General features: G+C 42.7%; 27 protein-coding genes and 1 tRNA gene. 14 read left to right on the top strand and 14 right to left on the bottom strand.

The annotated features are described in order from the left end of the window. Positions 1–59 precede the first annotated feature (59 nt). Positions 60–1,874, bottom strand: coding sequence for an alanine/glycine:cation symporter family protein (locus F551_RS0111045; RefSeq protein ID WP_018997576.1), 1,815 nt, complete (start codon positions 1,872–1,874; stop codon positions 60–62). Between the two features lie 265 nt (positions 1,875–2,139). Between F551_RS0111045 and F551_RS0111050 the strand changes: the two genes are divergently transcribed. Beyond that, positions 2,140–3,357: a glycosyltransferase family protein gene (locus F551_RS0111050; protein WP_018997577.1), complete on the top strand. Its 1,218-nt coding sequence runs from the start codon at positions 2,140–2,142 to the stop codon at positions 3,355–3,357. Here F551_RS0111050 and F551_RS16635 read toward each other — a convergent pair. Next, the gene (locus F551_RS16635; RefSeq protein WP_051089156.1) at positions 3,350–3,769 is read right to left on the bottom strand and encodes a hypothetical protein; all 420 of its coding nucleotides are present in this window, start codon (positions 3,767–3,769) and stop codon (positions 3,350–3,352) included. The two genes, F551_RS0111050 and F551_RS16635, sit on opposite strands and share 8 nt — an antisense overlap. A 28-nt stretch (positions 3,770–3,797) precedes the next feature. Here F551_RS16635 and F551_RS17180 point away from each other — a divergent pair, with 28 nt between their 5' ends. The 5 genes from F551_RS17180 to F551_RS0111080 all read left to right on the top strand — a co-directional run bounded on the left by F551_RS17180 (position 3,798) and on the right by F551_RS0111080 (position 7,910). Then, positions 3,798–4,103, top strand: a complete 306-nt coding sequence (locus tag F551_RS17180; RefSeq protein ID WP_155825921.1) for a hypothetical protein — start codon at positions 3,798–3,800, stop codon at positions 4,101–4,103. A 231-nt stretch (positions 4,104–4,334) separates the two neighbouring features. Beyond that, positions 4,335–5,312, top strand: a complete 978-nt coding sequence (locus tag F551_RS0111065; RefSeq protein WP_018997580.1) for a hypothetical protein — start codon at positions 4,335–4,337, stop codon at positions 5,310–5,312. 1 nt (position 5,313) lies between these two features. After that, a complete protein-coding gene (locus F551_RS0111070) occupies positions 5,314–6,459 on the top strand; it encodes a beta-ketoacyl-ACP synthase III (RefSeq protein ID WP_026296795.1) in 1,146 nt (381 codons plus the stop codon). Positions 6,460–6,481: 22 nt separating this feature from the next. Continuing rightward, on the top strand, positions 6,482–6,904 hold the full coding sequence (locus tag F551_RS0111075; RefSeq protein WP_018997582.1) for a hypothetical protein: 423 nt from the start codon (positions 6,482–6,484) through the stop codon (positions 6,902–6,904). 4 nt (positions 6,905–6,908) lie between these two features. After that, the gene (locus F551_RS0111080; protein ID WP_018997583.1) at positions 6,909–7,910 is read left to right on the top strand and encodes a BtrH N-terminal domain-containing protein; all 1,002 of its coding nucleotides are present in this window, start codon (positions 6,909–6,911) and stop codon (positions 7,908–7,910) included. On the opposite strand, the gene F551_RS0111085 is transcribed toward F551_RS0111080, so the two are convergent. From F551_RS0111085 to F551_RS0111105, 5 genes are read right to left on the bottom strand one after another with little or no spacing between them, the layout of a single operon-like run. Then, a complete protein-coding gene (locus tag F551_RS0111085; RefSeq protein WP_018997584.1) occupies positions 7,907–8,797 on the bottom strand; it encodes a hypothetical protein in 891 nt (296 codons plus the stop codon). The genes F551_RS0111080 and F551_RS0111085 overlap by 4 nt on opposite strands. Beyond that, on the bottom strand, positions 8,790–9,968 hold the full coding sequence (locus F551_RS0111090; protein ID WP_018997585.1) for a beta-ketoacyl synthase N-terminal-like domain-containing protein: 1,179 nt from the start codon (positions 9,966–9,968) through the stop codon (positions 8,790–8,792). Before F551_RS0111090 ends, F551_RS0111085 begins: the two co-directional genes overlap by 8 nt. A gap of 6 nt (positions 9,969–9,974) precedes the next feature. After that, positions 9,975–10,247 (bottom strand): phosphopantetheine-binding protein, encoded by a 273-nt coding sequence (locus F551_RS0111095; RefSeq protein ID WP_018997586.1) that lies wholly within the window; start codon positions 10,245–10,247, stop codon positions 9,975–9,977. A 30-nt stretch (positions 10,248–10,277) separates the two neighbouring features. Further along, a complete protein-coding gene (locus tag F551_RS0111100; RefSeq protein ID WP_018997587.1) occupies positions 10,278–11,480 on the bottom strand; it encodes an ABC transporter permease in 1,203 nt (400 codons plus the stop codon). Between the two features lie 4 nt (positions 11,481–11,484). Beyond that, positions 11,485–12,426 carry an ABC transporter ATP-binding protein gene (locus F551_RS0111105; protein WP_018997588.1) on the bottom strand — a complete coding sequence of 314 codons (942 nt, stop codon included), beginning with the start codon at positions 12,424–12,426 and terminating at the stop codon, positions 11,485–11,487. A gap of 177 nt (positions 12,427–12,603) precedes the next feature. Here F551_RS0111105 and F551_RS0111110 point away from each other — a divergent pair. After that, positions 12,604–12,678: transfer RNA gene (locus F551_RS0111110), tRNA-Val, on the top strand. 521 nt (positions 12,679–13,199) lie between these two features. Further along, positions 13,200–13,592, top strand: coding sequence for a hypothetical protein (locus F551_RS0111125; protein ID WP_018997590.1), 393 nt, complete (start codon positions 13,200–13,202; stop codon positions 13,590–13,592). A gap of 541 nt (positions 13,593–14,133) precedes the next feature. Here F551_RS0111125 and F551_RS0111130 read toward each other — a convergent pair. The 3 genes from F551_RS0111130 to F551_RS17185 form a co-directional block, all read right to left on the bottom strand. Next, positions 14,134–15,714 carry an aminoglycoside phosphotransferase family protein gene (locus tag F551_RS0111130; protein WP_018997591.1) on the bottom strand — a complete coding sequence of 527 codons (1,581 nt, stop codon included), beginning with the start codon at positions 15,712–15,714 and terminating at the stop codon, positions 14,134–14,136. Further along, positions 15,707–17,485, bottom strand: coding sequence for a hypothetical protein (locus tag F551_RS0111135; protein WP_169334134.1), 1,779 nt, complete (start codon positions 17,483–17,485; stop codon positions 15,707–15,709). Before F551_RS0111135 ends, F551_RS0111130 begins: the two co-directional genes overlap by 8 nt. Positions 17,486–18,276: 791 nt before the next feature. After that, a complete protein-coding gene (locus F551_RS17185; RefSeq protein WP_018997593.1) occupies positions 18,277–18,633 on the bottom strand; it encodes a helix-turn-helix domain-containing protein in 357 nt (118 codons plus the stop codon). A 207-nt stretch (positions 18,634–18,840) separates the two neighbouring features. Between F551_RS17185 and F551_RS0111145 the strand changes: the two genes are divergently transcribed. The 6 genes from F551_RS0111145 to F551_RS0111170 all read left to right on the top strand — a co-directional run bounded on the left by F551_RS0111145 (position 18,841) and on the right by F551_RS0111170 (position 22,927). After that, entirely contained in the window at positions 18,841–19,104 is a 264-nt protein-coding gene (locus F551_RS0111145; RefSeq protein ID WP_155825925.1) for a hypothetical protein, read from the top strand. Between the two features lie 213 nt (positions 19,105–19,317). Next, positions 19,318–19,887, top strand: a complete 570-nt coding sequence (locus F551_RS16950; RefSeq protein ID WP_267878890.1) for an AIM24 family protein — start codon at positions 19,318–19,320, stop codon at positions 19,885–19,887. 170 nt (positions 19,888–20,057) lie between these two features. After that, the gene (locus tag F551_RS0111155; protein WP_155825927.1) at positions 20,058–20,813 is read left to right on the top strand and encodes a hypothetical protein; all 756 of its coding nucleotides are present in this window, start codon (positions 20,058–20,060) and stop codon (positions 20,811–20,813) included. Between the two features lie 293 nt (positions 20,814–21,106). Beyond that, positions 21,107–21,367, top strand: coding sequence for a hypothetical protein (locus F551_RS0111160; RefSeq protein ID WP_018997596.1), 261 nt, complete (start codon positions 21,107–21,109; stop codon positions 21,365–21,367). 149 nt (positions 21,368–21,516) lie between these two features. After that, positions 21,517–22,074, top strand: a complete 558-nt coding sequence (locus tag F551_RS0111165; protein ID WP_026296796.1) for a recombinase family protein — start codon at positions 21,517–21,519, stop codon at positions 22,072–22,074. 124 nt (positions 22,075–22,198) lie between these two features. Next, positions 22,199–22,927: a hypothetical protein gene (locus tag F551_RS0111170; protein WP_018997598.1), complete on the top strand. Its 729-nt coding sequence runs from the start codon at positions 22,199–22,201 to the stop codon at positions 22,925–22,927. A gap of 400 nt (positions 22,928–23,327) precedes the next feature. Here the strand turns inward: F551_RS0111170 and F551_RS16655 are convergent, their stop codons facing one another. The 4 genes from F551_RS16655 to F551_RS0111195 form a co-directional block, all read right to left on the bottom strand. Then, positions 23,328–23,720, bottom strand: a complete 393-nt coding sequence (locus F551_RS16655) for a helix-turn-helix domain-containing protein (RefSeq protein WP_018997599.1) — start codon at positions 23,718–23,720, stop codon at positions 23,328–23,330. 346 nt (positions 23,721–24,066) lie between these two features. Next, positions 24,067–24,267 (bottom strand): helix-turn-helix transcriptional regulator, encoded by a 201-nt coding sequence (locus F551_RS0111185; RefSeq protein WP_018997601.1) that lies wholly within the window; start codon positions 24,265–24,267, stop codon positions 24,067–24,069. 87 nt (positions 24,268–24,354) lie between these two features. Beyond that, positions 24,355–25,119, bottom strand: a complete 765-nt coding sequence (locus F551_RS0111190) for a hypothetical protein (RefSeq protein ID WP_018997602.1) — start codon at positions 25,117–25,119, stop codon at positions 24,355–24,357. A 62-nt stretch (positions 25,120–25,181) separates the two neighbouring features. Next, a complete protein-coding gene (locus tag F551_RS0111195) occupies positions 25,182–26,396 on the bottom strand; it encodes a site-specific integrase (protein ID WP_018997603.1) in 1,215 nt (404 codons plus the stop codon). Positions 26,397–26,567 lie beyond the last annotated feature (171 nt).

Here is a 26,567-nt window from a genome sequence, read left to right on the forward strand (position 1 = left end):
AAGCCGTGCTGATTATAACCAGCACGGCTTTTTTTGATCTAAATCAGTTTTAAAACCGATTAGTCTTTGTTGATCTCATCAGTATCAACATCACCATTCTTTTTGTGCATGGCGATCACCACACCTGAAAGAGCAAGAATTGCAATTAGGTTTGGGAAAGCCATCGATGCGTTCGCGATATCACCCAGACGCCACAAAGCGTCAGTGTTAGTGACCAAACAACCAGCAAATACAACACCCACCCAAGCAAACCGGAATGGGTGTGTAGCCCACTCACCAATCAGGTATGTGATCGCTTGCTCGCCATAGTAGGACCAACCGATAATTGTAGTGAACGCAAAGAAGAAAAGTGCGACCGGAACAATCCACACACCTATGACCGGTAATGCTTCGCCATACACACGCGTTGTAATCGCTGACGATGAAGCATCTGATTTCCAAGCATGAGATACTGCGGTCAATGTTTCATCTACCTGTGCGTCTATGTCTGCCAGACGGTCAATTGTCGCCTTCAGTAGTGTTGGGTCAGTGGCATCATCAGCTTTCGCAGCAACTAGAATGTCGTAATCTTCACCTGAAATTGTGGAGAAGACTGCAGGGTAAGAAGCAATCAAGGCTTCGTTTGAAACGAGCTCAGGTGCTTTTGCCTGACATTCTAAGAGTAACTCTCTCGCTTTGGCACCATTGTGTGCAAGCATTGAATTACGGCCAACCTGATTAGCTTTAGGGAAGAGGTTGTCTCTTGAATAAGCAAGATCAGGGTTTGAGTGAGTTGGCAGGGAAATATGTCCTTGAGTTAAACAAGCATCTGCAGCAACGGTAGCTGAGTTTTTACGGAAATCACCTTGTACCGTGAGGATAACCAGTGCCGTCATAGTACAGATCACCATCGTATCGATGAATACACCGATCATGGCAATCTCACCTTGCTGTACTGGGTTTTTGGTTTGAGCCGCAGCGTGAGCTATTGGTGCTGAACCTTGTCCAGCTTCGTTTGAAAATAGCCCTCTGGATATACCATAACTAATTGCGCGCATTACACCATATCCTGCAGCCCCACCAACAGCTTGCTGTAGACCGAATGCGTAGGCGAATATTTCGGCAAAAGCTCCAGGCACTTTGGTGATATTCATCATCAAAACGATGAAGGCGATAAGGACGTAAAGCCCAGCCATAACTGGAACAACTTTACCTGCAACGGAACCGATGGATTTAATACCGCCGATGATTACAGCGAATACCAACGCACCAAGGATTATTCCAACAATCCATCCTTCAAGTTGGAACCCAAAGCTAGACGCTGCGACTTCCTGAGCAGCTTCAGTAATAGAATTTGCTTGGATCATTGAGCCGGTTGCTAGAGCAGATGCCAATGTACCAAGACAAAACAGTACAGCGAGCCAACCCCAATTTTTGCTCAAACCATTCTTAATGTAGTACATTGGACCACCATTTATGCGGTCATATTCATCTGTTTCTCTGTATTTGATCGCTAGACTGGATTCTGAGAATGCCAGAGCCATGCCCAAGATGGCAGTAATCCACATCCAAAAAATTGCACCCGGTCCTCCTATGGATAGGGCAGTAGCAACACCGGCGAGATTTCCTGTTCCAACTTGCCCTGAAAGAGCAGTTGAAAGAGCTTGCCAAGGAGTGATCGCACCGTCGGTTCCGTCTTCACCTTTGCGTCCATCCCATACTTCTTTCAAGGCTGGCACAAAGCGTTTCAAAGGACGTCCACCTAAGCGGATCATCATGTAGATACCTGTTCCTAGTAAGAATACAGCTAGAAAACCTATACCAAAAGGCGTTAACCCAACTTGTCCCCAAATGAGCCCTCTCACAAGCTCAATAATTTCAACAATTTTTTCCACGAAATGCTCCCCGCGTGAACGTTATTTGTTCTAAAACCTAATAGTTTGAACACAATTTAACGGGCGATACTGATATGTCGATGATTTCATAGTGTAAAACTTATGAATTGAGCAGATGATTGGCTTTTTTGGTGATATTTTGCCAGTTGAAGAAGAAATACACTCAAATTGACTACGCTTTTTTGAAGTTTATTCAGCTGAATGGCGTACCGATTGCATTTGGCGGGATAATAAATTCCTCTTTTCTTCGCATTCAGAGATCTAGATGACCAAAGAAACCATCAAGCAAAACGAAGCTTCACGCAATGAAAGCCAAAGCATGACTGAATATCCATTTGGAAAAGGTGTCTTTCTTGGTCATGATTGTACGCATGTGGATGCTCGAAAGCGGACTATGGCGCTCGAAAGTGCTGGTGTACAATTGAAGGGGTTCTTTTTTCGTCGCGAAAAAAACAATGCCGATTATCAACCCGAGTGGGAGAATGTTGAGCTCGGAGTTACAGCGGACAATAACTACTTAAAGCGTGTCCCAGCATTGCTTAAAGGTCTCAAAATTCTTGTTGATCATAAAAAGGATTTACGCGCCGCAAAATTCATTATGGCACGTAATTTCGACATGATGTTCATTGGAATGCTTGCGAAGGTTTTGACAGGAAGTAAAGCAAAACTGGTTTATGATGTGCCGGATGTTCAGGAATTTTTCTTTGGCTCCGGGGCAAAAGGGAAAGTTTTTCGCTTTCTAGAGAAAATCATTTTAAGTCAGATCTCTTTGTTGGTTGTGACATCGCCGGGCTTTGTGCGGGGATACTTTGAGAAATTTCAAAATTTCAAAGGCAAGCATTTTGTTTGGGAAAATAAACTCCTTTCTGAGCAAATGGGGGAAATGCCGACAAGCGACAAAATGGACCGTCACCGTGCAAATACATTTACCACCCAAAGCCCTTGGGTGGTGTGTTGGCATGGCACTTTGCGGTGCCCAAAGTCGATGGGTATTTTAGCGGAAACTGCAAAACGTATGGGATCGAAAGTTAGATTCTATTTGCGCGGTAAGCAGACGATATATCCTGAATTGTTTGAAAAGACTTTTGCTGGAATCGAGAATGTAGATTTTGGCGGTGAATATCGCACCCCCGATGATCTTGAAGAGATTTATGGTCCTGCTCATTTCAATTGGTGCCCAGACTATTTTGATCCAGAAGGTAACTCTCCATTATTACTTCCAAATCGTGTGTATCAAGGGGGAGCACTTGGCGTTGTTCCGTTGACGATTGAAGGGCAGGAGAGCGCAAATTATGTTGGTGAACATAAACTTGGACATGTGTTGCCAGAAGCAAGTGCAGATGCGTTGGTCGAGTTTCTTGAGACAGCAAATTGGGATGAATATCTTAAAGCGCGTCAACGTAATTATGATGCGAGAGATACGTTATTTCTCGAAGATGCAAATGATCTGAAGAAGCTTTTGGAAGCAATTGAAGCTAGCTAAGTGAAACAGATACTTCGGCTTGATAGATTGGGCTTTCTGAGTTTTCAGTCTTAATGCTGAATGAGTATTTCGCGACTGTATCGAGCTTCGTTTCCAATTTGGCACTGATGATCAATTCGCGATCGATATTGTGTAGCCATTGGCGGGACCAATTTGCTTTTTTGATAGCGATGATGCTTGCCTGTTTTGGGCGTGTATCTCCGCTTCGATTCATAATACCGTGTAAAGCTAAGGCCTGTGCGCCGTATTCTAAGCACGCCGATATGGGTAGGCCAGTTTTATTGCGTAATGGATTGCTCTGTGATTGATGAGAGCGTGTTTTGCAAACTATGAAATTCTCATCACAAGAAACGATTGTATCGATTAAGACCATTTTACCTTGGTGGGGAAGTAATTCTGATATAGCTGTCATGGTCAAAATGTCTGAGTTGAGAAAATCAATGCGTAGATATCACACTATTTCATCAAGTCATCCATGTTTAGAGGGGCACTTCCCCGAAAACCCAATGGTACCAGGGGCATTATTGTTGGATGAAATAGTGTCGAACATTAATCGAGATCAAGTTGAGTATGTTTGTGTTGGTTTATCGAAGGTGAAATTCATCGCTCCTGTTCCTATCGAGACTGAATTTACGATAGAGGTTGAAGACGTTTCCGCTGATTGTTGGAATGTGAGTGTGTATAGGCAGGAAGAGATCTATCTTAAAGGCCGTTTGGATGTGGTGGTAAAGCAATCTGCCAATTGAGTTTGTGATTGTGGAAGTTGTTTTTGTGGCAATCTATTGAAATTCTTGGACGTAGGGGTTGGGAATTCAATTTAAACTGCTACATGACACCTATTAGCAGGATTTAATCTGACAGATTGTTAGCGAATGGCTATTTGTACGAGTAGAACTGACTTGTACCAGCCTTAGTGTTGATAGATTGAGTGAGATATCGCGACGCAAGCGATATTGAAGATTGAGGGACTAAAGGGGATGCTTAGAGTATTAGCAGTTGGGTTTTCCCAAACTGGCCAGTTGAGCCGGTTGATGGATTCCACTTTGGCTCCATTAGTTGAAGCTGATAACATCGAACTCACGCGCATTGATTTGGAAACGCACAGAGAATTCCCATTTCCTTGGTCGTTTTTCAAATTCTTCGATACGATGCCGGAGTGCGTATATGAAGATGCTCCTGCAATAGAACCCGATGGTATTGCGGATGATGCAGAGTTTGATCTTGTAATTTTGTCATACCAGACTTGGTTTTTGTCTCCTTGTCCGCCAATCGTATCATTTTTAAAGTCAAAAATGGCAGCTCGTATTATTAAAGATAAGCCCGTTATAACGTTGATCGGGTGTCGCAATATGTGGCTGATGGGGCAAGAAGCGATCAAAGAACGCCTAGATGATTTAGGTGGGCGTCTGATTGATAATGTCGCGCTCGTGGATGAAGCACATGCGGCCTATACGTTTTATTCAACCCCGATTTGGATGTTGACTGGAAATAAGGGACCATACTTCAATGGACGCGTTCCCAAGGCTGGTTTGACGGAAGAGCAAATCTCTGACGCTTCAAGGTTTGGAGAAGCGATTGTCAAGCAATTGCCCGATCGTGCCCCAGAGGACAATTCGCCTATGATGGCAGGGCTTGGAGCCGTTAAAATTTCGCCTGGACTTATTGCTTCTGAGAAAGTTGCTAAACGAAATTTCCGCCTTTGGGGGGGATTGATGCGAAAATTTGGTAATCCTGATGCACTTGCCCGCAAAGGTATCCTTATTGTCTATTTCACTTTCCTTGCGATTATAGTTTTGACAGTTATGCCGATATTGGCGGTTATTAAAAAATTGCTCACACCTTTCACTAAGAAAAAGGTGGCAAATCAGATTGCTTATTTCGCCCGTCCGTCGGGTGAAGGACGAGAATTATTGAATACCGAGCTAGATGATCAGCTCGAAAAAGGGACAGAGTAAAGTGACGAGACCAGTATATGTGACTCGCAGCTCAGCTTATTTGCCGGGTGATGCAATCTCCAATGATGAGATGGAATCTGTTCTAGGCCAAGCTGGTGGACGTCCTTCGCGGGCGCGCCGCATGATCCTAAGATCAAACAAGATTGTGTCACGTCACTACGCGATTGATCGTGAAACAGGTAAGCCAACGCATTCGAATGCGCAGCTGGCGGCTGAGGCTGTTCGTGGTCTGGATGAAGGTACGAAATTAGATCAGGTTGATGTACTCGCCTGTGGAACATCAATGCCTGATCAAGTGTTTCCAAACCATGGCGTTATGGTGCAGGGGGAGTTGGGGCTCCCACCTATTGAGGTTTCTGCAACATCAGGTGTGTGTTTGGCGGGTGTAACGTCAATGAAATATGCCTATATGGCTGTGGCGTCTGGGGAAGCAGAAGCATCTGTTGCAACCGGTTCTGAAAATGCATCTGCTATTCTTGCTGCTCATAATTTTGAAGCCGAGCTAGATGCCAAAGTTGATGCGTTAGAAGAAAATCCAGAGATCGCGTTTGAAAAAGATTTCATTCGTTGGATGCTATCAGATGGTGCTGGCGCATTGATGCTGGAAAGTGAACCACGTGATGGTGCAACGAACCTGAAAGTGGAATGGATCGATATCTATTCATATGCTGGCGAGATGGAAACCTGCATGTATGCGGGTGCTGTAAAGAATGAAGACGGTTCCACTCGTGGTTGGACTAGCATGACATCAAAGGAACGTGACGCGGATTCTGTTATGTCAGTGAAGCAGGATGTGAAGCTGCTTAATGACAACATCATGATGTATGCCGCCCAAAAGCCTGCTCCTGTAGTCGCAGAAAAACATGGCATTGTGCCTGATGATGTCGATTGGTTTGTCCCGCATTATTCTTCGGGTTATTTCCGTGAGCGTTTGTTTAATGCACTTAAAGCAGGTGGCTTTGAAATTCCTATGGAAAAATGGTTCACAAACCTATCCACAAAGGGAAATACAGGGTCAGCATCGATTTACATCATGCTTGATGAATTGCTGAAATCAGGCAAACTGAAATCTGGTGAAAAAATATTGTGCTGGGTTCCAGAAAGTGGACGTTTCAGCACCGCATTTATGTTGTTCACTGTCGTATAATTTGCATTGAAAAGGAGCCATTATGAAGAAGGATGATGTCCCTCAGGATAAGTCCCGCACTTATGGTGGCGAAAGCAAGCTCATGTACGCCGTTGATGATGACGGTAAATATACGGGAGTTTCATCGTCAGGATGGGAAGTTGAGACCTATGCAACGGTGGCGGCGGTTGAGGCGTTGGAGGCTCAACGTGATGCTGCACTAAAGCGCGGCATTGCAGGTGAAACATCTCCTCTAGAGTTTCATATGTTTGATAAGCGCATGGATATGGCAACTTTGACATCTTCTACAGGTTATGGTGCGTGGCGGGTGAAACGTCATTTGAAACCAAATATATTCAATGCTTTGCCAGACAAAAAATTAGAGCCTTATTGCGAGGCTATGGGAATTGATCTGCAAACGCTGAAAAGTTTGCCCGAACAATCATCTGAAAGTTCAGAAAGCTAAATTCATGACACAATTTGAGCACCGTCAATCGGCGCACTGTGAAAGCGGTGTGGTGTCCAATCTGGTAACGGCTTCTGGTGTCCAGATGAGTGAGCCGATGGCTTTTGGATTATCCTCAAGTTTGATATTTGCCTATCTACCAATGGTGAAAATGGCTGGGATGCCTTTGATTGCTTATCGCATGTTGCCGGGAAGCATTATGAAAGGTTCTGCCAAGGCTATGAATGCCAAATGGGAGTCACAAACTTTCTCCAATCCCGATGAAGGGATGGCGGCACTTGACCGAGCATTGGATGAGGGAAAGCCTGTTGGTCTTCAGACAAGCATTTATTGGCTTCCTTATGTCCCGGAAGACATGCGATTTCACTTCAATGCGCATAATTTGGTCGTCTCTCATAAAGAGGGCGATGAATATGTGGTTTCAGATCCAGTCTTTCCGGAGTTGAAGCGAACAGATGCTGCTTCTTTGAAAAAAGCACGCTTTGTAAAAGGAGTAATGGCTCCTAAAGGGCGTATGTATCAGCTCTTAGAGGCTCCAAACAATATTGATTATAAAACAGCTATTCCTGCAGCGATTGAACGTAATCGTAAGCTGATGAAAGCGCCATTTGTGCCAATGGTAGGGACTAAAGGCATTCGTTATATGGGGCGTCAGATTCAGAAATTGGCGAAGAATCCTTCCAAGTCTGATTATCTCAAACAATACCTTGGCCACATTGTGCGGATGCAGGAAGAGATTGGAACTGGAGGGGCTGGCTTTCGATTTATCTATGCAGCATTTCTAAAAGAAAGCGCAGAGATGCTCGGTTCAAATCAATTAGCTGAAGCGGGTGATGCCATGACAGATGCGGGTGATGAATGGCGCCGTTTTGCATTGAATGCCACCAAGATGTGCCGCGGCCGCAAAGAAATGAATGCAGATGCTCTTTATGGATTGCTTGATGTGTGTGCATCAAAAGAGCAAGAGGTCTGGGATATGCTTAAAGGTGTGAAGAGCGCAGTTTAGTCTTTAGCTAAAAGAACTGCGCTCAAGTGGCCTTGCTCATTTTGCTGGACATATAAAAGCTGCGAGGCGGATGTATCTTCACGATGGAGATAATCTCGAAATATTTGTCCACAGTTGGTGCCGTAATGGCCGGCAGGTTGTTTTTGGGCTTGGTACTCTTGCGCCCCTAATTCATTGATCATTTTTTGGGAATTAGAACTGTCTGCGCGGTTACCGAATGTGATAAAGCAGTTTGCACTTAGCAGCGGTTTCAAGTGATCGATGAGTGAACCCGCATCTTTAAAAATTGAAGTATCAACTAAATAGCCTATTGGAGTAGCCGAAGTATCACTTCGAGCTAATCGGAACCAATGTGAGCCTTGGGCTAATTCTTCAGCTGGTGCAGAACCAACGCGCGTTCTGTGCGTGGTATCTGGTGTGGTGAGAATGTCGACACTTCCAACCAAGGCGGTTTCAACATCTAGCACCGACATATCAGTCATGGCCTGGAAAAAGGCAGACTCGAGTGCGAATTCACGGGTTGAAACAAAACTAGTTGAGCCTCCAATGGAAAAGTACTTTGTCAGATAAAAACATGCTGCATTTGATACTGTATTCACAAAAGAAAGTGGTTTTGGGATTTGTCTGTCCCGCACTGTTCTGTGAAGCACATCGATGGTTACATCCATATCGCCTGAACCTGATGTGAAGTACACATTAGTCGCTTCAGGAAGGGGGGCAGCGCGCACGCTATCAGCGGCACCAATTAATGCCATCTGGATAAATGGCCCAATTCGTCGAATTTGTTTGCCAAAAACTTGTTTGATTTGAGCTTTGAAATCCGGTTCTTCATTTGCTGGGTATTCAATACCGCTTGCCGCAATAATTGGGATTGCTTTCCTATCCATAGCGCACCACCAAGGATGTGTTGTTGCCACCAAAGCCAAATTGGTTACAGAGAATAACTGGGTTTTCCATATTTTGGCTTGTTTGGTTTAACGTGATGCCAAGTTTGCTACATGCTTGCTCGGAAATGCCAGGTGTTCCGGGTATGAAGCCAGCATCTAGGCAAGCATTCAATATAAGAAGTTCGGTAAGTCCGCTCGCGCCGAAAGTATGGCCTATATATGGCTTTAATGCTGTGATGGTGGGGAGGGTTTGAAAAACTTGTTTTAAGCCTTCGCTTTCTCCCTCATCATTAAGAAGACTGGCTGTGCCATGTGCTTTGATCGCGTTGATATCTTCCGCACTAACATTGGACTGTTTAAGAGCCTGTCTTATGACGCGAGCAATGGAGCTACCGTCAGGATTGGCGGCAGACATGCCGTAGCCATCACTCAAAGTGGCACCGCCAAGCAGCTCAATAGAAGCAAAAGAGGGCTTTTGTGCGCTTAAAATGACTGCGCTGGCGGCTTCACCTAAAACGAGGCCATCACGTCGCGCATCAAAAGGGCGCATTCTTGTTTGGGTCAGTAATTCCAAGCCTTGAAAACCATAGGCAGTCGTTATGTTGAGAATTTCAGCACCAACAATGATGGCGTGTTTTAGACGGCCTGACTTGATTGCGGCGGCAGCATAAAGCAATGCATTTGCGCTGGCGGTACAAGCTGTATTCGCTGACATACCCAGAGGAGACAAATTGAACTTTTTTCTTAAATGGGCACCAAGATTATCCATGCTACAATAAAGGTTCAGCGGTTGCGCATTTTCATCATTCTTGAGTTCATCAAGATAGTTCTGTTCGATTAAGCACACGTCTGATGATGATGTTCCTAGATAAAGGCCGGTATGTGAAAGCTCTTCTTCAGATAGTCCTGATGTAGAAAGGCAGTTTTCGACTACTTTTTCCAATATTTCAAAATAGCGTGTTTCTGTATCTTTTAGAGGTTTTCTAGCAACCAGATGATAGGGGATTTCTTCCGGGGCATCTTCATCTGCAAGCTGAATTGGAAGTTTAATCTTGTTTGGCAAAGCCAAAAGATCTGCAGAGGGTGAACGCAACTCATTGGCGTGTTCTTCTAAGCCAAAACCTAAGCTTGTATGTAGGCTTGCACCAGAAAGGAATACATTAAAAGACATGACGGACTAGCTAGCCTGTTTTGCCTTAATGATAAAATCAGCGAGTGAGGAAACATTTGCCATAGCTTCACGCGAGTCTGGGCCACCTTCGATACGAACGCCGTATTTATCTTTGATCGCAAGAGAAATTTGCAAAGCATCTAGGGAATCTAGTTCCAGCCCTTCACCAACCAAGCGGATGTCGTTGGCTATTTCATCAGCTTCCACTTCAGTATCGCATTCCTCAACAATCATTTCTTTGAGTTCAGCCATTAAAGTGTCTTTATCCAGCTCGGCCATGATCTACCCCATTCATAGTCATACACATGATTATGTGCGTTGGCGCGATTGCACCAGCAATGACAATAACAGCATTGCGCTTCCAAATCCTACTAATTTTAGGAGGAAGGTTGAAATATCTGAAACATTTCCATCATGGAGAAACAATTCAAGGAAACCATCTAATCCCCATGACATGGGGGAGAGGCCAGCGAACATTTGCATTGTTTCCGGCATGACAAATTTTGGTATCATGACACCGCCAATCGCAGCCAGTAGGATGTTTCCCAATCCACTCAGCATTGTTGCTTGTTCAGTTGTTCTGGAAACGACCGCAATCAACAATGCCATTCCCAAAGCGGCATAACTAATGCTTGCGGATAAAGAAATTAAAGCGAGAGGGTGTCCTTGAAGTGATAAAGCTTCGCCACCGAAGAGAGGGACGACAAAGACGCCCACTGCGAGCATTAAAACAACTTGGATCTGATTGACGATAAAATAGGGTATAAGCTTGCTAGCAAATTGTGAGAACGCCCCCAAATGAGTTGTTCTCAATCTTCTTTGCATTCCCAAATCGCGTTCTTTGATGAACGTGTTTGAAAAAGGAATGGCCACAAAAAATATAGAAAAGACCAACCAAGCAGGTACATTTTGTTGAACGGAAGTGGGGGGAGTATCTTCTACACCTGAGTGAGCATAGCTTACGGTGACCGGAGCTTCCAATTCGCTGGCGTCTACTTCTTCAACCCCAAAATCTTCTGCTTCATCCATCATGCTATCAATCATGGTTTCAGTTTTGAGCCTGCCAATTGCTTCTTTCACCGATGCGGTGAAGATAATGGATGTGCGGCGGTCCGATTTTGAAGAAACCGCTATTCCGATGGGAGTTTGATCATCTTTGGTTTCCAGTAGATTTTCTTCAAAACCGGTTGGAATAGTTACGACGAAACCGAGTTGAGAATTTTTCAGGAGTAGGGTCGGTGTTTCAGGCAGTGAAGCTGTTGTTTGATGCTGCACGTTAAATGCTGCATTGGCATTCAGGCGGTCGGCCAAAGATGTCGAGGTAGAAGTTTGATCCGCATCAATAACCGTCACTTGGATGTTTTTTCCGCCATGACTTTCAAAGCTTCCTTGAAGAGCAAGAGACATGATCAAAATAAACACGATAGGCAGAATAAACAGCAGTGCCAGTCCGTGTTTGTCTCGGCTTAACAATATGAGTTCTTTGTTTATGGCAGCGAACAGGGGTGTCATGTGATTACTTTCCCTCATTCAACTTAAGAAGGTCCAGATAAACGTCTTCCAAACGTGTCTTTCCATATTGAGATTGTTCAATCTCTCCACCAAGTTCTGCAACCAGTTTGACCACATCAGTCATTAAATTTGGGCTCAAGCCTTCAATCACGAACTCTCGAGGAGAGAGAAGCTTGGCACGCCGACTTGTCAATTCATCAGTGGCATAGCTGGGTAAAGGTTCCGCCATTGTAATGTGAAGTGTTTGCTTGTTAGCTTTTTGGAGAAAGCTCTCTTTTGAATCTTGCGCAATTAATCGACCATGATCAATTATGCCTATGTGATCACAAATGGTCTCCACTTCTTCCATATAATGGGAGGTGTAGACAATTGTTGTTCCAAGTGAGTGCATTTTGGCGATGGCATCCAGGATGGTTTGGCGAGACCGTGCATCAATACCAACTGTTGGTTCATCTAGATAAAGAATTTCGGGTTTATTCAATAATGCAATTGCGAGGTTAAGCCGTCGTTTTAAGCCACCGGATAGTGTTTCGGCTTTCTTGGACATAAAGGCATCTAAGTCGCAAACTTGAACCGCAAAATCTTTGTTTTCGGTGGTTGTTTGCTTAGTTAGATTATAGCTGCCTGCGAAGAAATTTAGATTTTCTTTCACTGTCAAACGCGGGTAAAAAGCAAGGTCTTGAGGCGCAATTGCTGAAATAGATTTTAGCGTATGGCCATTTATATCGACATTCTGGGCATCTATTGAAATCGAACCAGACTGGATTTTAATCATACCGGTCAAAAGTGAGATGAGTGTGCTCTTTCCCGCTCCATTGGGGCCCAATAAGCCATAGCAAGCGCCTTTAGGGATGGCGATGTTGATACCTGAAAGGGCGGGAGAGTTTGAGCCGGAATAAGCGTGGCTTAGATCTTCTACCACAACATAAGAGGTCTGGCTGGACATAGCTTTGGCGGTCTCACTCAACAATAAACTCGAGTGTTATGCGCAAACCTAATTGCTGCGTCCAGTCATTAATCTCATTTGTCAGAAGAGAATCGTTGAAATATGGATTGAGGCAATTGACAAACAATGCCTAAAACCCCTAGAAACCGCTCTTCCAAATCTAATAGATTTGACGAAGCGCGGTTAGCTCAGTGGTAGAGCACTACGTTGACATCGTAGGGGTCACAAGTTCGAACCTTGTACCGCGCACCATTATTTTCAATGACTTAGGCGGATATAATGTTTTCGGAAAATGCTTTAATCCCCTCTATATCCCCTCTGTGACAGTAAATTTCAGTAAATTTAGATATACAAATTGAAAGACTTCATTTCTTCAGTTTCAAATGCAGAAAAGTCTTGGAACTGTTGCTATTGGTTGTTTTACTCTGTTTCTTCTTTTTCTTCTTTTTCTTCGTGAGAATAAAGACTAGCGAAAAGTTTCTCGTCGCCTATATCTAAATTTTCGCCATTGGCGATGACGTTGGACACCTTATCTATTAGGTATCAATAAGCATCAACAACTTGAGTTAAGGGTATGGCAAGTCTCCGGTGACAAACCTGAGTGGAAATTGTTCTACATAGAGCGTGCAGAAAATGTGACAGAGACTGGATTGAGTTTTGTTGAAACACGTTCTCTCTACAATCCTGAAGACAAGGATATGGATTACATTTGGGTGTCTTCTTGAAATCTGAATATCCCGTAGAACGCATCTGAAGAAGGTTAGGGGACTATTTTGGAAGACTTACATAGAAGAGCACATGAATGGTTTGCAAGAAGACAAGGGGCTTTAGTTCCGCCTCCTCGGCAATTGGAAGGGACTGATGTCTTTCTAGCGCAAACTGCAAAAGCTATTCATGTTCCCAAAGCTTGGGAGTACGCACGTTCTGTAAAGAGTCTTCCAGATTGGCCCTATGACGATGGTGAACTTGTTACGAATGGAAATGGGAATTGGTCCCTTAGATATCGTCAGGAAGAACAACAGGGACGAGAACCTACGCATTTGCCATCTCACAAGGCTCTTTTGAAATGTATGGAAGATAATGTACCTGTTGCAGTTTTGATAAGGCGTCAAAAGAAGCCTGAGAAGGTGCTGTATGAAGTTGTGGGGCTTGCAAGGGTAATTTGACTATCAAATCCTTACTTTGTGCTAGAGGGACCTGAGGAAGCTCAAAGAGACATTGCAACGGTTGAGCAAGAATCCCTATCAGACAAGAGTACTTCAATTTCACTAAGATATTCATTGGTACGCCAGCGACAAGGGCAGCCAGCATTCCGGTCAGCGTTATTGAAATTGTATAATACTCGGTGCTTGATAACGGGGTGCGAGATCTCCCAAGTCTTGGAAGCTGCACACATTGTTCGATTTAGATCTTATCCAGATATGTCCGGAAACTTCTAGATTGACTGTAGATGCGTCTTTGCGGGAAACGGAATATTGGCAGTATCATCATGTGAAAATGAACTTGCCGAATGACAACCTGTTTTTGTTGAAACAACGATATGAATGAGTGCTTGAAATACATCGTGATGCGGCGGGTTCTAGCCGTGAATCATTAAACGAATAATGGAAAAAACAGGTCCACATAACGGACACCTACAAAGCAATATTATTGTCCCAAAAAGGATTAAGAATCTTGACCTATTGCCGAGATTTTAGTTAACAAAATCTATGCCTCTAATGAATTATTCAGCGTTTCAAGAGCAGCACATAACGAACCAAGCATTGAAACAAAGTGATCTCGTTCCAAATTTTCTAGTGCAGCGACTTTAAATAGGTGAAAGGAAAGACAGAGCAAATAGACGAGTTCCGAACAGTCAAGTTTCTTGTCTTCTTGTGAGATAGCTAAGTATCTGATAGTTTGAATTAGATCTGGATTTTTTTCCCAAACATTTGACACCGAATGTTTCTTTCGGAAAAAATCAAAGGCAACGTCAAAATTGTTAAATTTCTGCAAAAGAGCAAGTGACGAGACCTCTAAGCTCACCGAGTCTTTAAATAGGTGATCGACTCCACAATATTCGAAATCGATAAGAGCAATTCTCAAATCCGCCTTGGAAACAATAATGTTATTTAAGTTAAGGTCACCGTGCACGACCGCCAATGGAATCTCCAAATCACCTAGCTTGTCCATTATATTTCTTGGCAATTGCAATCGAAAATCTTGGTTAGATATATAGTCACCGTTAATTTCAAAACCTTCTATCTTAAATTTGATCAGATTTTTTGAGATACCTCTAATTCTCCGATGATCCTTCTTTTGATCGTATTCTTCCTTTTGAGAAAAATACTCAACAAGTTTCATGCTGCCGTTAGAGTCGTTATTATACCAACCCAAGTTAGCCCGATCAAATATCTTTTTGAGGATTTCCTCCAGCTTTTCTTGCCTATCTTTTGAGCTTTCTTTTAGCAAGGCTAGTGCTGTCGTTGTATGTTCAACATCTGCCAAAGCGAAGGCATACAGGGCTCCAGCAGAATCGAGGTGTTCACCGAAGCCAACTAGCTCTACACGAAGGTCATGGGGTACCTGTAATGAAACAAACCTTTTATAATTCTGTACTTCTTCGCGTATGAACCTGTTTTGAGATATGCGAAAGACTAACGGAACGTTTTGAAACCTTTCGATACCGGCGATTTGCATTAGAAACACTGATGCACCTGATACTCCACCAGTCAATTTTGATAGTTTTATTTGAGCTGCAGCGTTTGATTCGTAATACGTTACGTCATTCAAACACTGTTCTAAAATGCAGGAAATCCCATCCGCCATATCCTTATACTCAGTCATCAGTTTAGGGGTGACAAAATTTAGGTTGCCAATTGGGCGTCTTGAAAGCAAATTCTTTAGTTTGGGGCCAATCCATTCATTTCGATAGTTAATTGATCTAAAGTGATTTTTTGGAATGAGTAAGTCTGGGTTTGGAGTAAGCTGCCCCAATGTCTTTATTGAAAAAGTCGCATGAGTAAACAACACTGCGACGATGTGATCATACTTTTTCTTTAAGTCAGCAATAAAATGAGCACCCTCATTATCCAGTTCAACGTTGCTTTCAGAATCAAGCAACACATTGTCTGCAATGACCAAATGTGGCAATTGGTCGTCGACTTCCGTTAGGTCGAATTTCAAAGATGTCCTGAGGTCAATGTCTTCAAAACCTTGATCAGCCAGGAGTTGTTTCCAAATTTTACCGTAACTTTCTAGATCACTGTTACTATCATCAACATACAGTACTCTGAGCTTATTATTCATTGGTAGCCTCCGTCACAAAGTGCCCATCTTCTCGAATCGAAGCATTTAGTATGATCGTGAAGCCGAATTCGGTTTGCCCAAATGCGTCTGGCTCATCAGCGTGGGACATCATCCAACCTCCTGACATTCTGATCTGTGTGGCTAAAAGAAAGAGTCCATAACTATAACCATTTTCGGTACCAGCCGAGCTTGGCATTGGGGAGACCCCTACCTGATTCGCTCTTTCGCTCTGTTCATAAGTATCTTTAGGACGATACGTTAGTACAATCGTCTTTACGTTGCCACATCTCGCACCAGCAAAAACCTTTAGCCCAGCTGGTTGAAAACCGTGTTTTCTGACGTTTGCGGCCAAAGCTTCGACGATTTCCGTCAATAATATAAAGTTTCGTCTTGATACTTTTTGTACTTCTTGAAGTTCTACAAAAAGCTCTTTGAGTGCAGATGCGTGAGATCCGTGATGTTTAACGAATGCTTCGTTTGTTTTTTGGTCCAACAAATTTTTACATTCGGTTGAATTAAGAATGTCGCTCTGACTGCTCGCTCCGGGCTCATTAACGACTGAATCCGCGATTAAGTCACCAAGCTCTCCACCAAGTTCTTCAGATTTCTCTGATATGCGACTTACGATATGCTGCAAACGGTGACGTGCTGCATGTAAAAAGTGCATACGAACCAACCAACCACGGTCATTCGCAAGTTCCAATCGTCTGTAAAATTCGCCACACTGCATTGCAAATTGTTCACACGATTCGATATATGACATAAGATCTGAGCGCGAGGGTGAAGAAATTTCCAATGTGCCCACAATTATGTCGTTTATACGAATGGGCATGGCAATTGTAGAGCACCCGACCATAGAGACAAGGTTCTTAATTTTACCAACAACAGTCTGCTGATATCGAAACTCCTGTGTTGACTTAATGTAGCCAGCTTCGATCAGAGACTCTCGTCGAGTCAGCTTTGACAGACTCCAAAGAGAAATTGTCTCGTCTGTTCGAAATGCAATTGCCGCTGCAGAATTTTTATCGCAAATATTTATATGATTTGGTACAGAACCTTGTTCGTCTGTATCAACTGTGCTGAAAATTTTTTGTAGTGAATTTGAAGAAGGTCGGAAAAGGCGCAAACATGACGGGGTTGTTCCCATTGCTGAGAGGCCGATATAGAAGTGTTCTGCTAACAGTGAAATGTACTTCCTCTCAAATTCATCTCTTGTTCGAACTGGATTTTCACCAAGTTCCCGCTCCAAGTCTTGGCATATGAATTCGAGTTCTCTATGAGAATTAACTTCTTCAATTTCTACGAGAGTCTTTATAACAGAATCGAGAAAGCTCGTGGCAATTTCAATTTTATCAACGGATAAAATTTCTTTGTTTCCGGAAAAAACAATCAAGTACTCTGGTCTCAATGAATGATTTTTAACTTCTTCATTATCGTCAACATATACATGGTTTCCTGATATAACTGACATTCCATAAGTAACGTTCTTAAATATACCTGTTGTTTTATTCCTTCGTTCGATTGACTTTTTGGCGTCTTCACTAAGGATAGAAGATTCAGACAACGCAGTCTGCATCACGTTCTGGCTAATTGAATTTGAGCCCCGTACTAAATGCAAACAATCTATAACTGGTTCATCTTTATCGGGCAATTCATCATATACAGCGTAAAGCGCAGCATCAATCTCTAAACCGTCACATACAAAATCGACGGCCGCTTCTTTTGTGTACACTCTATCTCCAACATCGGTTCTCCAAAATGATTTTATCATTCTTTGGGACACACTTGTTAGGAAATGTGCTTTCGCGCCTGAGTTGAGGTAATGGAATACAACTATTCGTTTTATGAGGTTGAATACCTTGTCTTGTTCATGGTCAGAAAGGCTCGAATTTTTGATATAGAACTGGCAGTGTTTTGAAGAATATTTTTTTTCGGCAGTTTTGTCCCACTCAGAAACACTTTCGATTAAAGAGTTTCGATTTTTATAAGTCTTTATGTTACCTGGGAGTTCTATTCCAAAAGAAAAATACTGAAAATAAAGATCGTCTCTACTATGTTCGGTTTCAAAATATCTTTGCTCTCGAAACACAAATAGAAAATCGCAATATTTACTAAGTATACGGCAGCATTCCTTTTTTATCTCATCGAAATCTCTAAGTTCTCTGGATTCAAAATGTGCTTCTAGTATATCTCTTAGATCTGTAGTTACTGACAAACGCCCGCTCCCAACACCATTGGTCTAAACCCATTTTTTTAACCTGGATAATGCGGTTCGTCTACATAAGTTTGCAACTATAGGTGTATAGCTAGACATTCTAGACTACTGACCTTTTGTGCTAATAACTAGAGTCGAAAAAGTATAATTTTCTAAGTTGGTGTTCAGTTGTAAAACATAACGAAGAAAATTCTAATCAGCCTGTCAATAATCAATCTAGTACACTGGGGTTTCCTGCAAAAATTATTCATCATGTTGCAGCCCCGCGTCCGATTTTGGCGCGAAATCGCTTGTTCATCGGACTAAATGGACAAACGCATAACAGAAATAAATCTTAGATGGAAACTTCATTTGCTCTTCTGAGTAAATTCCAAAAGTGCCGCTATTTGTGCCTTTGCTAGAATAAGAGCATCTTCATCCAATCTTTCAATCATTTGCTGTATCTCTTGAGCTAACCGTTGTTCGTTAGCGGTACGAGTTTTTGATGTCGATCTACTCTGAAAGATTGAGTTCGGATTAATTTCTAACTCCTGACACAAACAGACCAACGTTTCTATGGATGGTAGGGTATTGCCCCGTTCCACATTACTCAAGCTTTCAGGAGTACGTTTTATGCGCCCTGCAAGTTCTTCTTGAGTAATACCCTTAGCTTTACGTGCTGCCCGCACAATCGCCGCGATATGATTTTTGAGCTCTGTTTCCATACCCTATGGTCGACCTTAATTTTAAGGTGATCCACGAAGTCTAAATTAAGTTTTGACATAAACCCGATCTGAACTTAAAGTTAACATCTATATTTGTTGTAAACTAGAAGTCAGGGTCGGGGTAGTTGTGCTTGAAATCGTGAGTTCAATACATGCTTGCCATGTGATGCCGCTGCTTCCCACCTTCTTGGATGTAGAGGTAAGAAATTGACTTGGATTATTGTCTTTGTAGTTGTCGTATTGGCAATTTCGTTTTTGAGAAATGCACCCATTGTCGGGCCTTTCATATTCAAGCCTTTGTTTGACCTGATCTGGTTTGCCATTGCTGCAACGGTTCTAGCAGGAATTCTCTATGTGGCTGTTGTCATGTCTCCAGAAGGGACCTTCCCAGCTCCAATCGAAAATTTTGTCAACAACATTTCTGGTCAGCTTGATAGCTCTAGTTATGATCTAGATTCAGACTGGGATTAGAGGGCGATATGTTGTTTGAGACTGCAGATGTTCTTGAAACCAAAGTTGTTTCAGATCGTACCAAGATAGAAGTCTTATCGATCAAATCATTGTCTGGGTCTTCACATATCAGCCTCCCAAGGGATTTGCTCTTCGCTAAGGAAGTCGATCTGACCCTCAAAATGATCAGGATCACTCTCAATAACTCGTCAATAAGGTTGGAGTCGGGGGGCTTTGTACTACATGCATGGAGATCTCGAAATCGTAGCTTCCAGTGGAGGTGGTATTCTTAAAGGGCTGTCCAGAAAAATGCTGTCTGGAGAAACTTTCCTTGTGAATGAGATACAGGGAAGCGGTGTCATCCTTCTTGAACCGACGTTTGGACATTTTCTTCTTCATGATATCCACGCTGAAGAGCAGGGCATTATCGTGGATAAAGGAACCTTCTTTGGTAGCACTAAAGAGTTGGATATCTCTGCTGTGGTACAAAAGCATATTTCTGCAGCTCTCTATGGCGGTGAGGGGCTTATTCAAACATCCATTCAAGGCAATGGAATAGCCATATTGTTTTCTCCAGTACCATTCAATGAACTAGAAAAAGTTGATCTAATATATAGTCGATTGTCCGTTGATGGTAACTTTGCGATTGTAAGAAGTGATGGGATCAAATTCTCGGTCAAGAAGAGCAGTAAAAGTTGGGTTGCAACAAGTGTCTCGGGTGTCAAACATTTGAGGGAACTGGAACAGTCTGGCTGGCTCCCACACAAGGTGTTTATAAACGCTTGCAAACTCCAGATGGCATGAAGGAGATGTCACTTCCTCTTGGAGCAATAGGCGTCGGTGAAATGCAGAAAATAAAATAGTGAAGAGTCGGTAATTGGCCCAAAACTGCCTGATGAACAATTCAGTAAGACATACTTCAAAGTTGATCTTAAGTCATATCAGGCCTACGCTCCTTTTTAGGGGGCAGACCATTGAAGTTCATAACTATAATATTGTTCTGTATTCTGATATTCTATTCGCCCCAAGCTGAAGCGAGACTGGGCGGCCCGCCTCCCTGCAATGTAGTCCAACTTTCTTTAAATAAAGCAAGCGTTGTTAAACCCAAAACATTGAAAAATGCATATGCTGCTGGGCTTCCTGAGAAGCAAATGGTTCAACAGTTAGCTCAACTTGAACAAGATTATTTTGCAGCTATCCAATCTAACGCTTTGTACGACAATAAAGGACGTCTCTGGAAAAGCTGGGGGACCCAAAACAGCAAATGGCGTGATACTGGTTATGAATATCGTTTCTTTTGGTATCACATTTTTATGGCTGATATAGCCGTAACGTTGGAACAAAATTCTATCGCAAAACTACATATACTTCATGCAGTTGAATTGTTGATGAAAGGAGCACCACACACAAATCCAACACCATATTTGCGTGGCGATTGGCAACATCAAAACGTTTATTGTGAAAAATATATAGAACTCGGGTATTTTGTGAAGAAAGGACTTGGATCGATCAATCATATGGCCTCTCGGCTCATTGATCTGTCCACTGATATACAGCAACCTGATTTAGCTTCTGCACTAAAACGAACTTTTATTGACAGACCAATAGGGTATGAACCTCCCCTAAGACTAAAACCAATTAAAATAACATACCGTCGACCTCGACCTGTTCCCAAAATATCACTCGGTGAATTGATGAAAATTGCGGCGATAGACTTTGAGGCCCTGTAGTCTTTAAACTACAAGATGGAATGTGTAGCGAAGAGAGTTATGGCATCAACAAAGCTCTTTCAAACTCGATTTATTCACCAGTCCGCTTTTGGCGAATTCCAGACTTATCCGGTCCCCAAACAGAAAGGGCTGCGCTTTTAAACGCAACCCAATAAGAGGCATCAGGGCTGGGGGACGATACCTCTCGCTTTCATTGTACTTATAATTGCAGTTCTCGAAAAAGGAGAATTAGCATGTAAGAATGCTCAAAATGATCTTGCCTGGCGCTTCACACTAACGCTGGGAGTTATTCAATGAATAGCAGGGACGCATTAGCGGCACGTACCGCCGCTCTTGAGAATTATATGGTTGTATTGGTAGGAATGCTATCCGTTCGAGAGGGGAGACCATTGGAGGAAGCGATACACATCTATCATGCTGCTCACGATATTGCCGTGAAACGCTATCAAAGTGCTCAACCGGGACCTGAGAGAGAAACTGCTGAACTCGCCTTGAAGGCAACCCATATGAATTTTGAGCGTATCCAAAGCTTCCTAGTCGGAGAGCCTCGATAAGTAGCAAGTGCTCGTGGAGTGGTTTTTCTGCTCAACTCCTATCACAAGACTATAGTTCTATGGCTCACTTGTAATAATCTATCATATAGATATTAAACCATCTATGTGATAGATTTATCGTAAGACTAGTTTTGTGATAGGATTACCCCTTGAAATACATCTATGCCCGTACCTCAACTCAACATCAAAATGTGGATCAGCAAGCGGACCATCTATTGAGAAGTCATTCAGATGCAAAGGTGCTGAAAGAGCAGGAAAGTGGTCGTTCATTGGACAGACCCGTCTTCAATGAGTTGAAAAGCATGCTGGTCAAAGGTGATGTGGTTGTTGTCCTCTCTGTAAGTCGGTTGGGACGCAACACAGAAGAAGTTCTGTCATTCATTCGTGAGATGCAATCAAAAGGGGTGAGGTTGCTTGTTGATGATCTGGGGAGCTTGGATGTCACCAGTTCTACCGGAAAACTTGTGCTGACAACTCTGGCGGCGGTTGCAGAAATGCAGCGTGAAGAAATCTTAGATAAGCAACGCATTGGCATTGAAAGAGCTAAGGCAGAAGGCAAATACAAAGGAAAGCAAGCATCACCGGAAACTGAGAGGAAATGCAAAGAAGCTGTCCAGTATTTGGAAGCAGGGCTTTCTAAGAAAAAAGCTGCCAAAGCAGCTGGGGTAGGGGTAGCGACGTTGTATAGGTTTTTGAAGGTTGCTTGAGGATACTCTGAAGTTTGGCAAAGGGCGATTTTTCGCCAAAAGCGGACAGATCACTTAATCTACTGATCTTGCTGTTTTTCTATATATTTGCCTATTCTAGTTTAAAATAGTGGGGGAAGCAGATATGATAGAAAAGCTAGTTTTATCCTGTGTTTTGGGTTTGGGTTTGATTGGATGCACTGACTGTAAGGTGCCATTGAACGTTCCAAGCAATTCCGAATTATCATTAGACCAGAAGATTGCTTCCGTCTCCTTGTGGAGCGCAGAAACAAAACAAAAAGTTTTCTTTGAACAATTAAGCAAAAATTCCAAACAAGTGCGGAAAACAAACGCTTTTGATGCATATGTGATTGAATATAATATCACGCGTGAAAATCACGAATTATGTGCTACTTACAATCGTTTCATTCGATGTAGCCCCGTTGGAACTGTTTTAGCACCAAAGCTATTGTATTTGCAGGAATTTACTGCTTTTAGGCATTGGCTAATGTATAGCGCACAAGGTTTTCATCCTGTAGATAGAGAAGCTATTTTTAAACATGAGCAAGATGAATTATTTGAACACGACTTTGATGGAATTAAGGTTAGTCCGGCTCATAAAAATGTACAATTGGATATAAAATGGAGCATTCTTTGTGAAAATGGCTCCGTAAAAAGCTACAACGACGCCACACACTGTTTTACACGCGACATACCAACTGGTCATCGAGTTGGAAAAGTCAAAGCCGCAATAATTCAAGGTACGCAAACAACTAAATGTTCTGCGATAGTCTTCGTAAAAGCCACCGCAACGCTAGTTGAATTAATTGACCCCACAATACTAAATTCAATAAATGAGATTTGCAAAGATTGAACACTGTTAATCAGGCGACTTAGGGCCATTTCATGTCGCATGAAGATAACTTCAGGACTATTGAGGAAATTAGTGGTCCAAAGTATATCTGATCATAAAGATTTCCGTAGATGGTTTTAATAGAACCCTACAAGTTTGACCCTATTGTTGTGAGGTAATCCCCTTCGGGGATGCTTCGCCTACTTTATAATTGCTTGGAATAATTCCCTTGGTATTTCTCAGACCCATTCAAGGCTCTTAAAGGAGCCTAGTATGGAGTATATAGGCAGTACTCACATGGCTCCGTCGAGCATGTCTAGAATAGACCGACGGGTACCATGTTGGTTCGCAAATTTAATCCTCGGTATTCATCTGGGTCATATTCGAAGATAGTGAGCCGCAAGAGTACCGATTTCTAATTTTACCGTTCTTTAGGTGCCCTCCATTGTTGCCAAGAGCGCGTTGCTGTTGATCCATTGTATGGCTTATCGGTTATTTGATATTCCGCTGCCTTTCGTCCGTACCAATGCCCGGCTTTTTGTTTAACAATGAACCCTTTTTCCTGCAGTTCGTTAAAGGCTCTTCCAACCGTCGTTTTGCTTAGTCCCAGTTTGGTCGCTGCGTCCTGAAAGCTAAGCGATAGTTTGCCATTGTTTGAACCGTTGAATTTACTTCTCAATTCGATCCAAACCTTCACAGCTGGACCTGAGAGAGAGCGAAAGGTAGGGTGGTTTGCCATTGAATAGGGTATCGGGAGATACTGCTCAGTATCGTTTCTACCTTTTGCGTTTATCCTACGTTTGCGCTTAGCCATTGATGTTCTCCTCTTCGATTGAAGAGAAATGCAATGTATACAAGATGCCAGTTTGATATGGTGGGTGTGAGGAATAAACGAGCTGTTCTTCAATGTTTAACCCTATTGCAATGAGAGTGGGCACCTTTGAACGCCATTTAACGACCTCAGAATTTTGCGGGAAGTACCCCCTATTACCCGATCTCAGAAGTGTCTGATGCACTTCTGCTAAAGACCCTCCGAGGTAGCTGATAAGGTCTTGGCAGCATGATTCATTAGTCCAGTCGTCGTTATCTAAGTTCGGTAGTACGCTGTATTCTTCAAATTCAATTATTGGAGCGTCGGAGGGCGGAGAAAAGTATTTCATCTACACCTCCTGCGAAGTGCTAGAGCACGATTTACTTGCTAACCATTTTTCTACATCGTCCCAGCGATATTTTACGCTTCGACCAATTTTAAGGTAGGGTGGTGTGTGGGGTTCGCCGCGCATACGGCGCTTTGCCCAAGTGATTTCGGCTATTCCTGTTCTATCGGCGAGTTGTTTTGTATTGAGCAGTTCTGAAATCATGTAATTTCCTAATTGTTTCACCAGCGGCTAATTCCGATGGATGTTAGGAAATTTCCAGAAGCAGTGGACGGAAAACAGTGGGGCTAATTAGTCTTTTGAAATAATAGATCTTTTGGTTGTTATGGCGGTTTTTAGCATTTGGTCTATTCTATTTTTTGGTAAAATTGGTAGTTCTTCACTGTTGTCGGTGCAGATCTCAGTAGCGAAGCCAAAATTGAGAACTGCTTTGCTGTTAGATTTCTGCTGCTGCAACAAAAAATGTTTTTTAATGGCCTTATAATCTTCATGCCATTTTTTGTCGGGCTTGCAGTATTTTACCCAATCTTTGAGGGTGCTCTGGGAATTCAGCTCTGGAGAATTGAGATTGTTTTTGTATATGTTTACAATCCGCTCCTGTGCGATGCCAGATTGTAAACCAGCTTTTATGTAAAGTTTAAAAATCAGAACGGTGTAAACTTTCAACATTATTTTTTGCAAAGAATCCGCTGGACGGTTCCCATACCCCTTGCGGCTTGCAATCAGCTTTGGCGCTGAACCCGTTTCGTGCAAAGTCTTTAGGCTGTCCATCAACGGTAAAAATACGCGGAATAAATCTGGAGCTCTTAGTTCTTCGCCGATATCCTTCATTAACCTGGCAGAATAAGTGACAGCGTCCATTGATATCGCCAATTTTTGTTTCAGAATTTCAGCTTCATCACTCATATTCTCTGATTTTCGGAGAAGCGTGTGCAAGTAGTTGATCTGTTGTGCATATTCGCAAACGCGATCTGCTAATTTGAGTGAGTCTCCATTTTCTAAAATATATTTGTGTTCGTTGTGACTATTGCCGTCATATGAAGAAGGGTCGTTCATTTTGTCGAATCCGAAAAAATTAGAATTTAGTCGCGTTTTAGAAAACACATTAGGCACCATGGCTAATGGAAATTTAAATTCTTGTCGAAGTGTGCGCTGATGTCCATCACAGCGCTCGCAACAGGATCGTCAGCCAAGTGAGCGTAGCGTTGTGTAGTTGTTGGTTTTGTGTGCCCCAATGCTTTTCCCACTATATAAAGGCTGTGACCTCGGCTGGCTCCGAGACTCGCAAAGGTATGTCTCAAGTCATGCAGTCTTACATCGTCCAGCTGTGCAAATTCTCTGACTTTTTTCCATACTTTTTGTAAGCCGGTATAATGACCACTTCCTCGTGAAGCGGGAAAAACCCACTCTGAACCTTCAAGTCTGGGAATTGCTTTCATTAGTTCAATTGCGGTCGGTGAAAGTAAAATTGTTTTTGCGCCAGTTTTCGAGTCTGGTAGGTTGGCGACTCCTCTTTCCCAGTCAATGTATGTCCACTTCAGGCTTAGAATTTCATTCTTTCTAGCTCCAGTGAAAAGCAGTAGTTTAATCGCCATGAGCGGGTATTCGTTTGCTCCGTTAGCCTCTTCCACTCTTATGGCTACACCAAGTCTCTTCAATTCTTCATCTGAGAGAAAGCGCTCCTTTTTTTGAGTGGGATATTTCGAGATATGTTTAGCTGGGTTCTTATCGATGATGTCGTTAGAAACCGCATAGTTCAACATGGCAGATAACAAATCATATGCGCGATTTGCAGTTGGTCGTCCGCCTTTAATAATTGCCTTGCCGCGTGCCTTGGTTTTTTCAACAATCACTGTACGTGGCTTTGCTACACTTTTCATGAAGCGACTAATGTGTGTGGCGTTTAGCTCTTTGAGTTTTGTTTTGCCCAGGTAGGGTGAGATGTGTCGTTTAAATAATGAAGTTTCTAATTCGATGGAGCTTTGTTTTTTGCGACTATTGGTTTGGTCACTAAAAACCTGAAAATAACTATTGATGGTATAGCTTACATCTTCAATTTGTTTTCTGGGGTCTACGCCCTGTTTTAGTAATAAAAGTAGGCGGGTTGCTTCGCTACGTGCGTTAGCAGGTGTCCAAGGCTGGCCTAGTGCTCCAATAGTGATATCTAGTGTTGTGCCAGTTAAAGCGAATTTTGACTGGCGTACGAAAAATACAACTTTGCCGGTTGGTTGTACACGCGCACCAAAGCCAGCGAGTTCACTATCCCAGCATACGTATTTCTTCTCACTTGGCTTTAGCGCTTTGAGGTTGGAAAGAGATAATTTCGTTTTCATATAGAGGGGGGCAGATGTTTCATCCCCTCAATATCCCCTCATTTATGGTGAATTTCAAGATATATTTTGATATGCCGAGAAATGAAAATTTTTTTATGTTGTTGATATATATGCTTTTATAAAAGGTAAGAAATACATAGAAATATTTAACCACCTCGTTGACATCGTAGG

Origin of the sequence: Hirschia maritima DSM 19733, assembly GCF_000378345.1 — a bacterium.
GTDB classification, from domain to species: domain Bacteria; phylum Pseudomonadota; class Alphaproteobacteria; order Caulobacterales; family Hyphomonadaceae; genus Hirschia; species Hirschia maritima.

Excerpts from the sequence above, each read along its gene's own strand:
- F551_RS0111090 (WP_018997585.1), bottom strand. The coding sequence starts at position 9,968 with ATGTCTTTTAATGTATTCCTTTCTGGTGCAAGCCTACATACAAGCTTA.
- F551_RS0111135 (WP_169334134.1), bottom strand. The coding sequence starts at position 17,485 with ATGATAAAATCATTTTGGAGAACCGATGTTGGAGATAGAGTGTACACA.
- F551_RS0111095 (WP_018997586.1), bottom strand. The coding sequence starts at position 10,247 with ATGGCCGAGCTGGATAAAGACACTTTAATGGCTGAACTCAAAGAAATG.
- F551_RS0111130 (WP_018997591.1), bottom strand. The coding sequence starts at position 15,714 with ATGAATAATAAGCTCAGAGTACTGTATGTTGATGATAGTAACAGTGAT.
- F551_RS0111075 (WP_018997582.1), top strand. The coding sequence starts at position 6,482 with ATGAAGAAGGATGATGTCCCTCAGGATAAGTCCCGCACTTATGGTGGC.
- F551_RS0111085 (WP_018997584.1), bottom strand. The coding sequence starts at position 8,797 with ATGGATAGGAAAGCAATCCCAATTATTGCGGCAAGCGGTATTGAATAC.
- F551_RS0111160 (WP_018997596.1), top strand. The coding sequence starts at position 21,107 with ATGAATAGCAGGGACGCATTAGCGGCACGTACCGCCGCTCTTGAGAAT.
- F551_RS0111065 (WP_018997580.1), top strand. The coding sequence starts at position 4,335 with ATGCTTAGAGTATTAGCAGTTGGGTTTTCCCAAACTGGCCAGTTGAGC.
- F551_RS16655 (WP_018997599.1), bottom strand. The coding sequence starts at position 23,720 with ATGGCTAAGCGCAAACGTAGGATAAACGCAAAAGGTAGAAACGATACT.
- F551_RS17180 (WP_155825921.1), top strand. The coding sequence starts at position 3,798 with ATGCGTAGATATCACACTATTTCATCAAGTCATCCATGTTTAGAGGGG.
- F551_RS17185 (WP_018997593.1), bottom strand. The coding sequence starts at position 18,633 with ATGGAAACAGAGCTCAAAAATCATATCGCGGCGATTGTGCGGGCAGCA.
- F551_RS0111050 (WP_018997577.1), top strand. The coding sequence starts at position 2,140 with ATGACCAAAGAAACCATCAAGCAAAACGAAGCTTCACGCAATGAAAGC.
- F551_RS0111190 (WP_018997602.1), bottom strand. The coding sequence starts at position 25,119 with ATGAACGACCCTTCTTCATATGACGGCAATAGTCACAACGAACACAAA.
- F551_RS0111100 (WP_018997587.1), bottom strand. The coding sequence starts at position 11,480 with ATGACACCCCTGTTCGCTGCCATAAACAAAGAACTCATATTGTTAAGC.
- F551_RS0111185 (WP_018997601.1), bottom strand. The coding sequence starts at position 24,267 with ATGATTTCAGAACTGCTCAATACAAAACAACTCGCCGATAGAACAGGA.
- F551_RS0111170 (WP_018997598.1), top strand. The coding sequence starts at position 22,199 with ATGATAGAAAAGCTAGTTTTATCCTGTGTTTTGGGTTTGGGTTTGATT.
- F551_RS0111195 (WP_018997603.1), bottom strand. The coding sequence starts at position 26,396 with ATGAAAACGAAATTATCTCTTTCCAACCTCAAAGCGCTAAAGCCAAGT.
- F551_RS16635 (WP_051089156.1), bottom strand. The coding sequence starts at position 3,769 with ATGACAGCTATATCAGAATTACTTCCCCACCAAGGTAAAATGGTCTTA.
- F551_RS0111080 (WP_018997583.1), top strand. The coding sequence starts at position 6,909 with ATGACACAATTTGAGCACCGTCAATCGGCGCACTGTGAAAGCGGTGTG.
- F551_RS0111105 (WP_018997588.1), bottom strand. The coding sequence starts at position 12,426 with ATGTCCAGCCAGACCTCTTATGTTGTGGTAGAAGATCTAAGCCACGCT.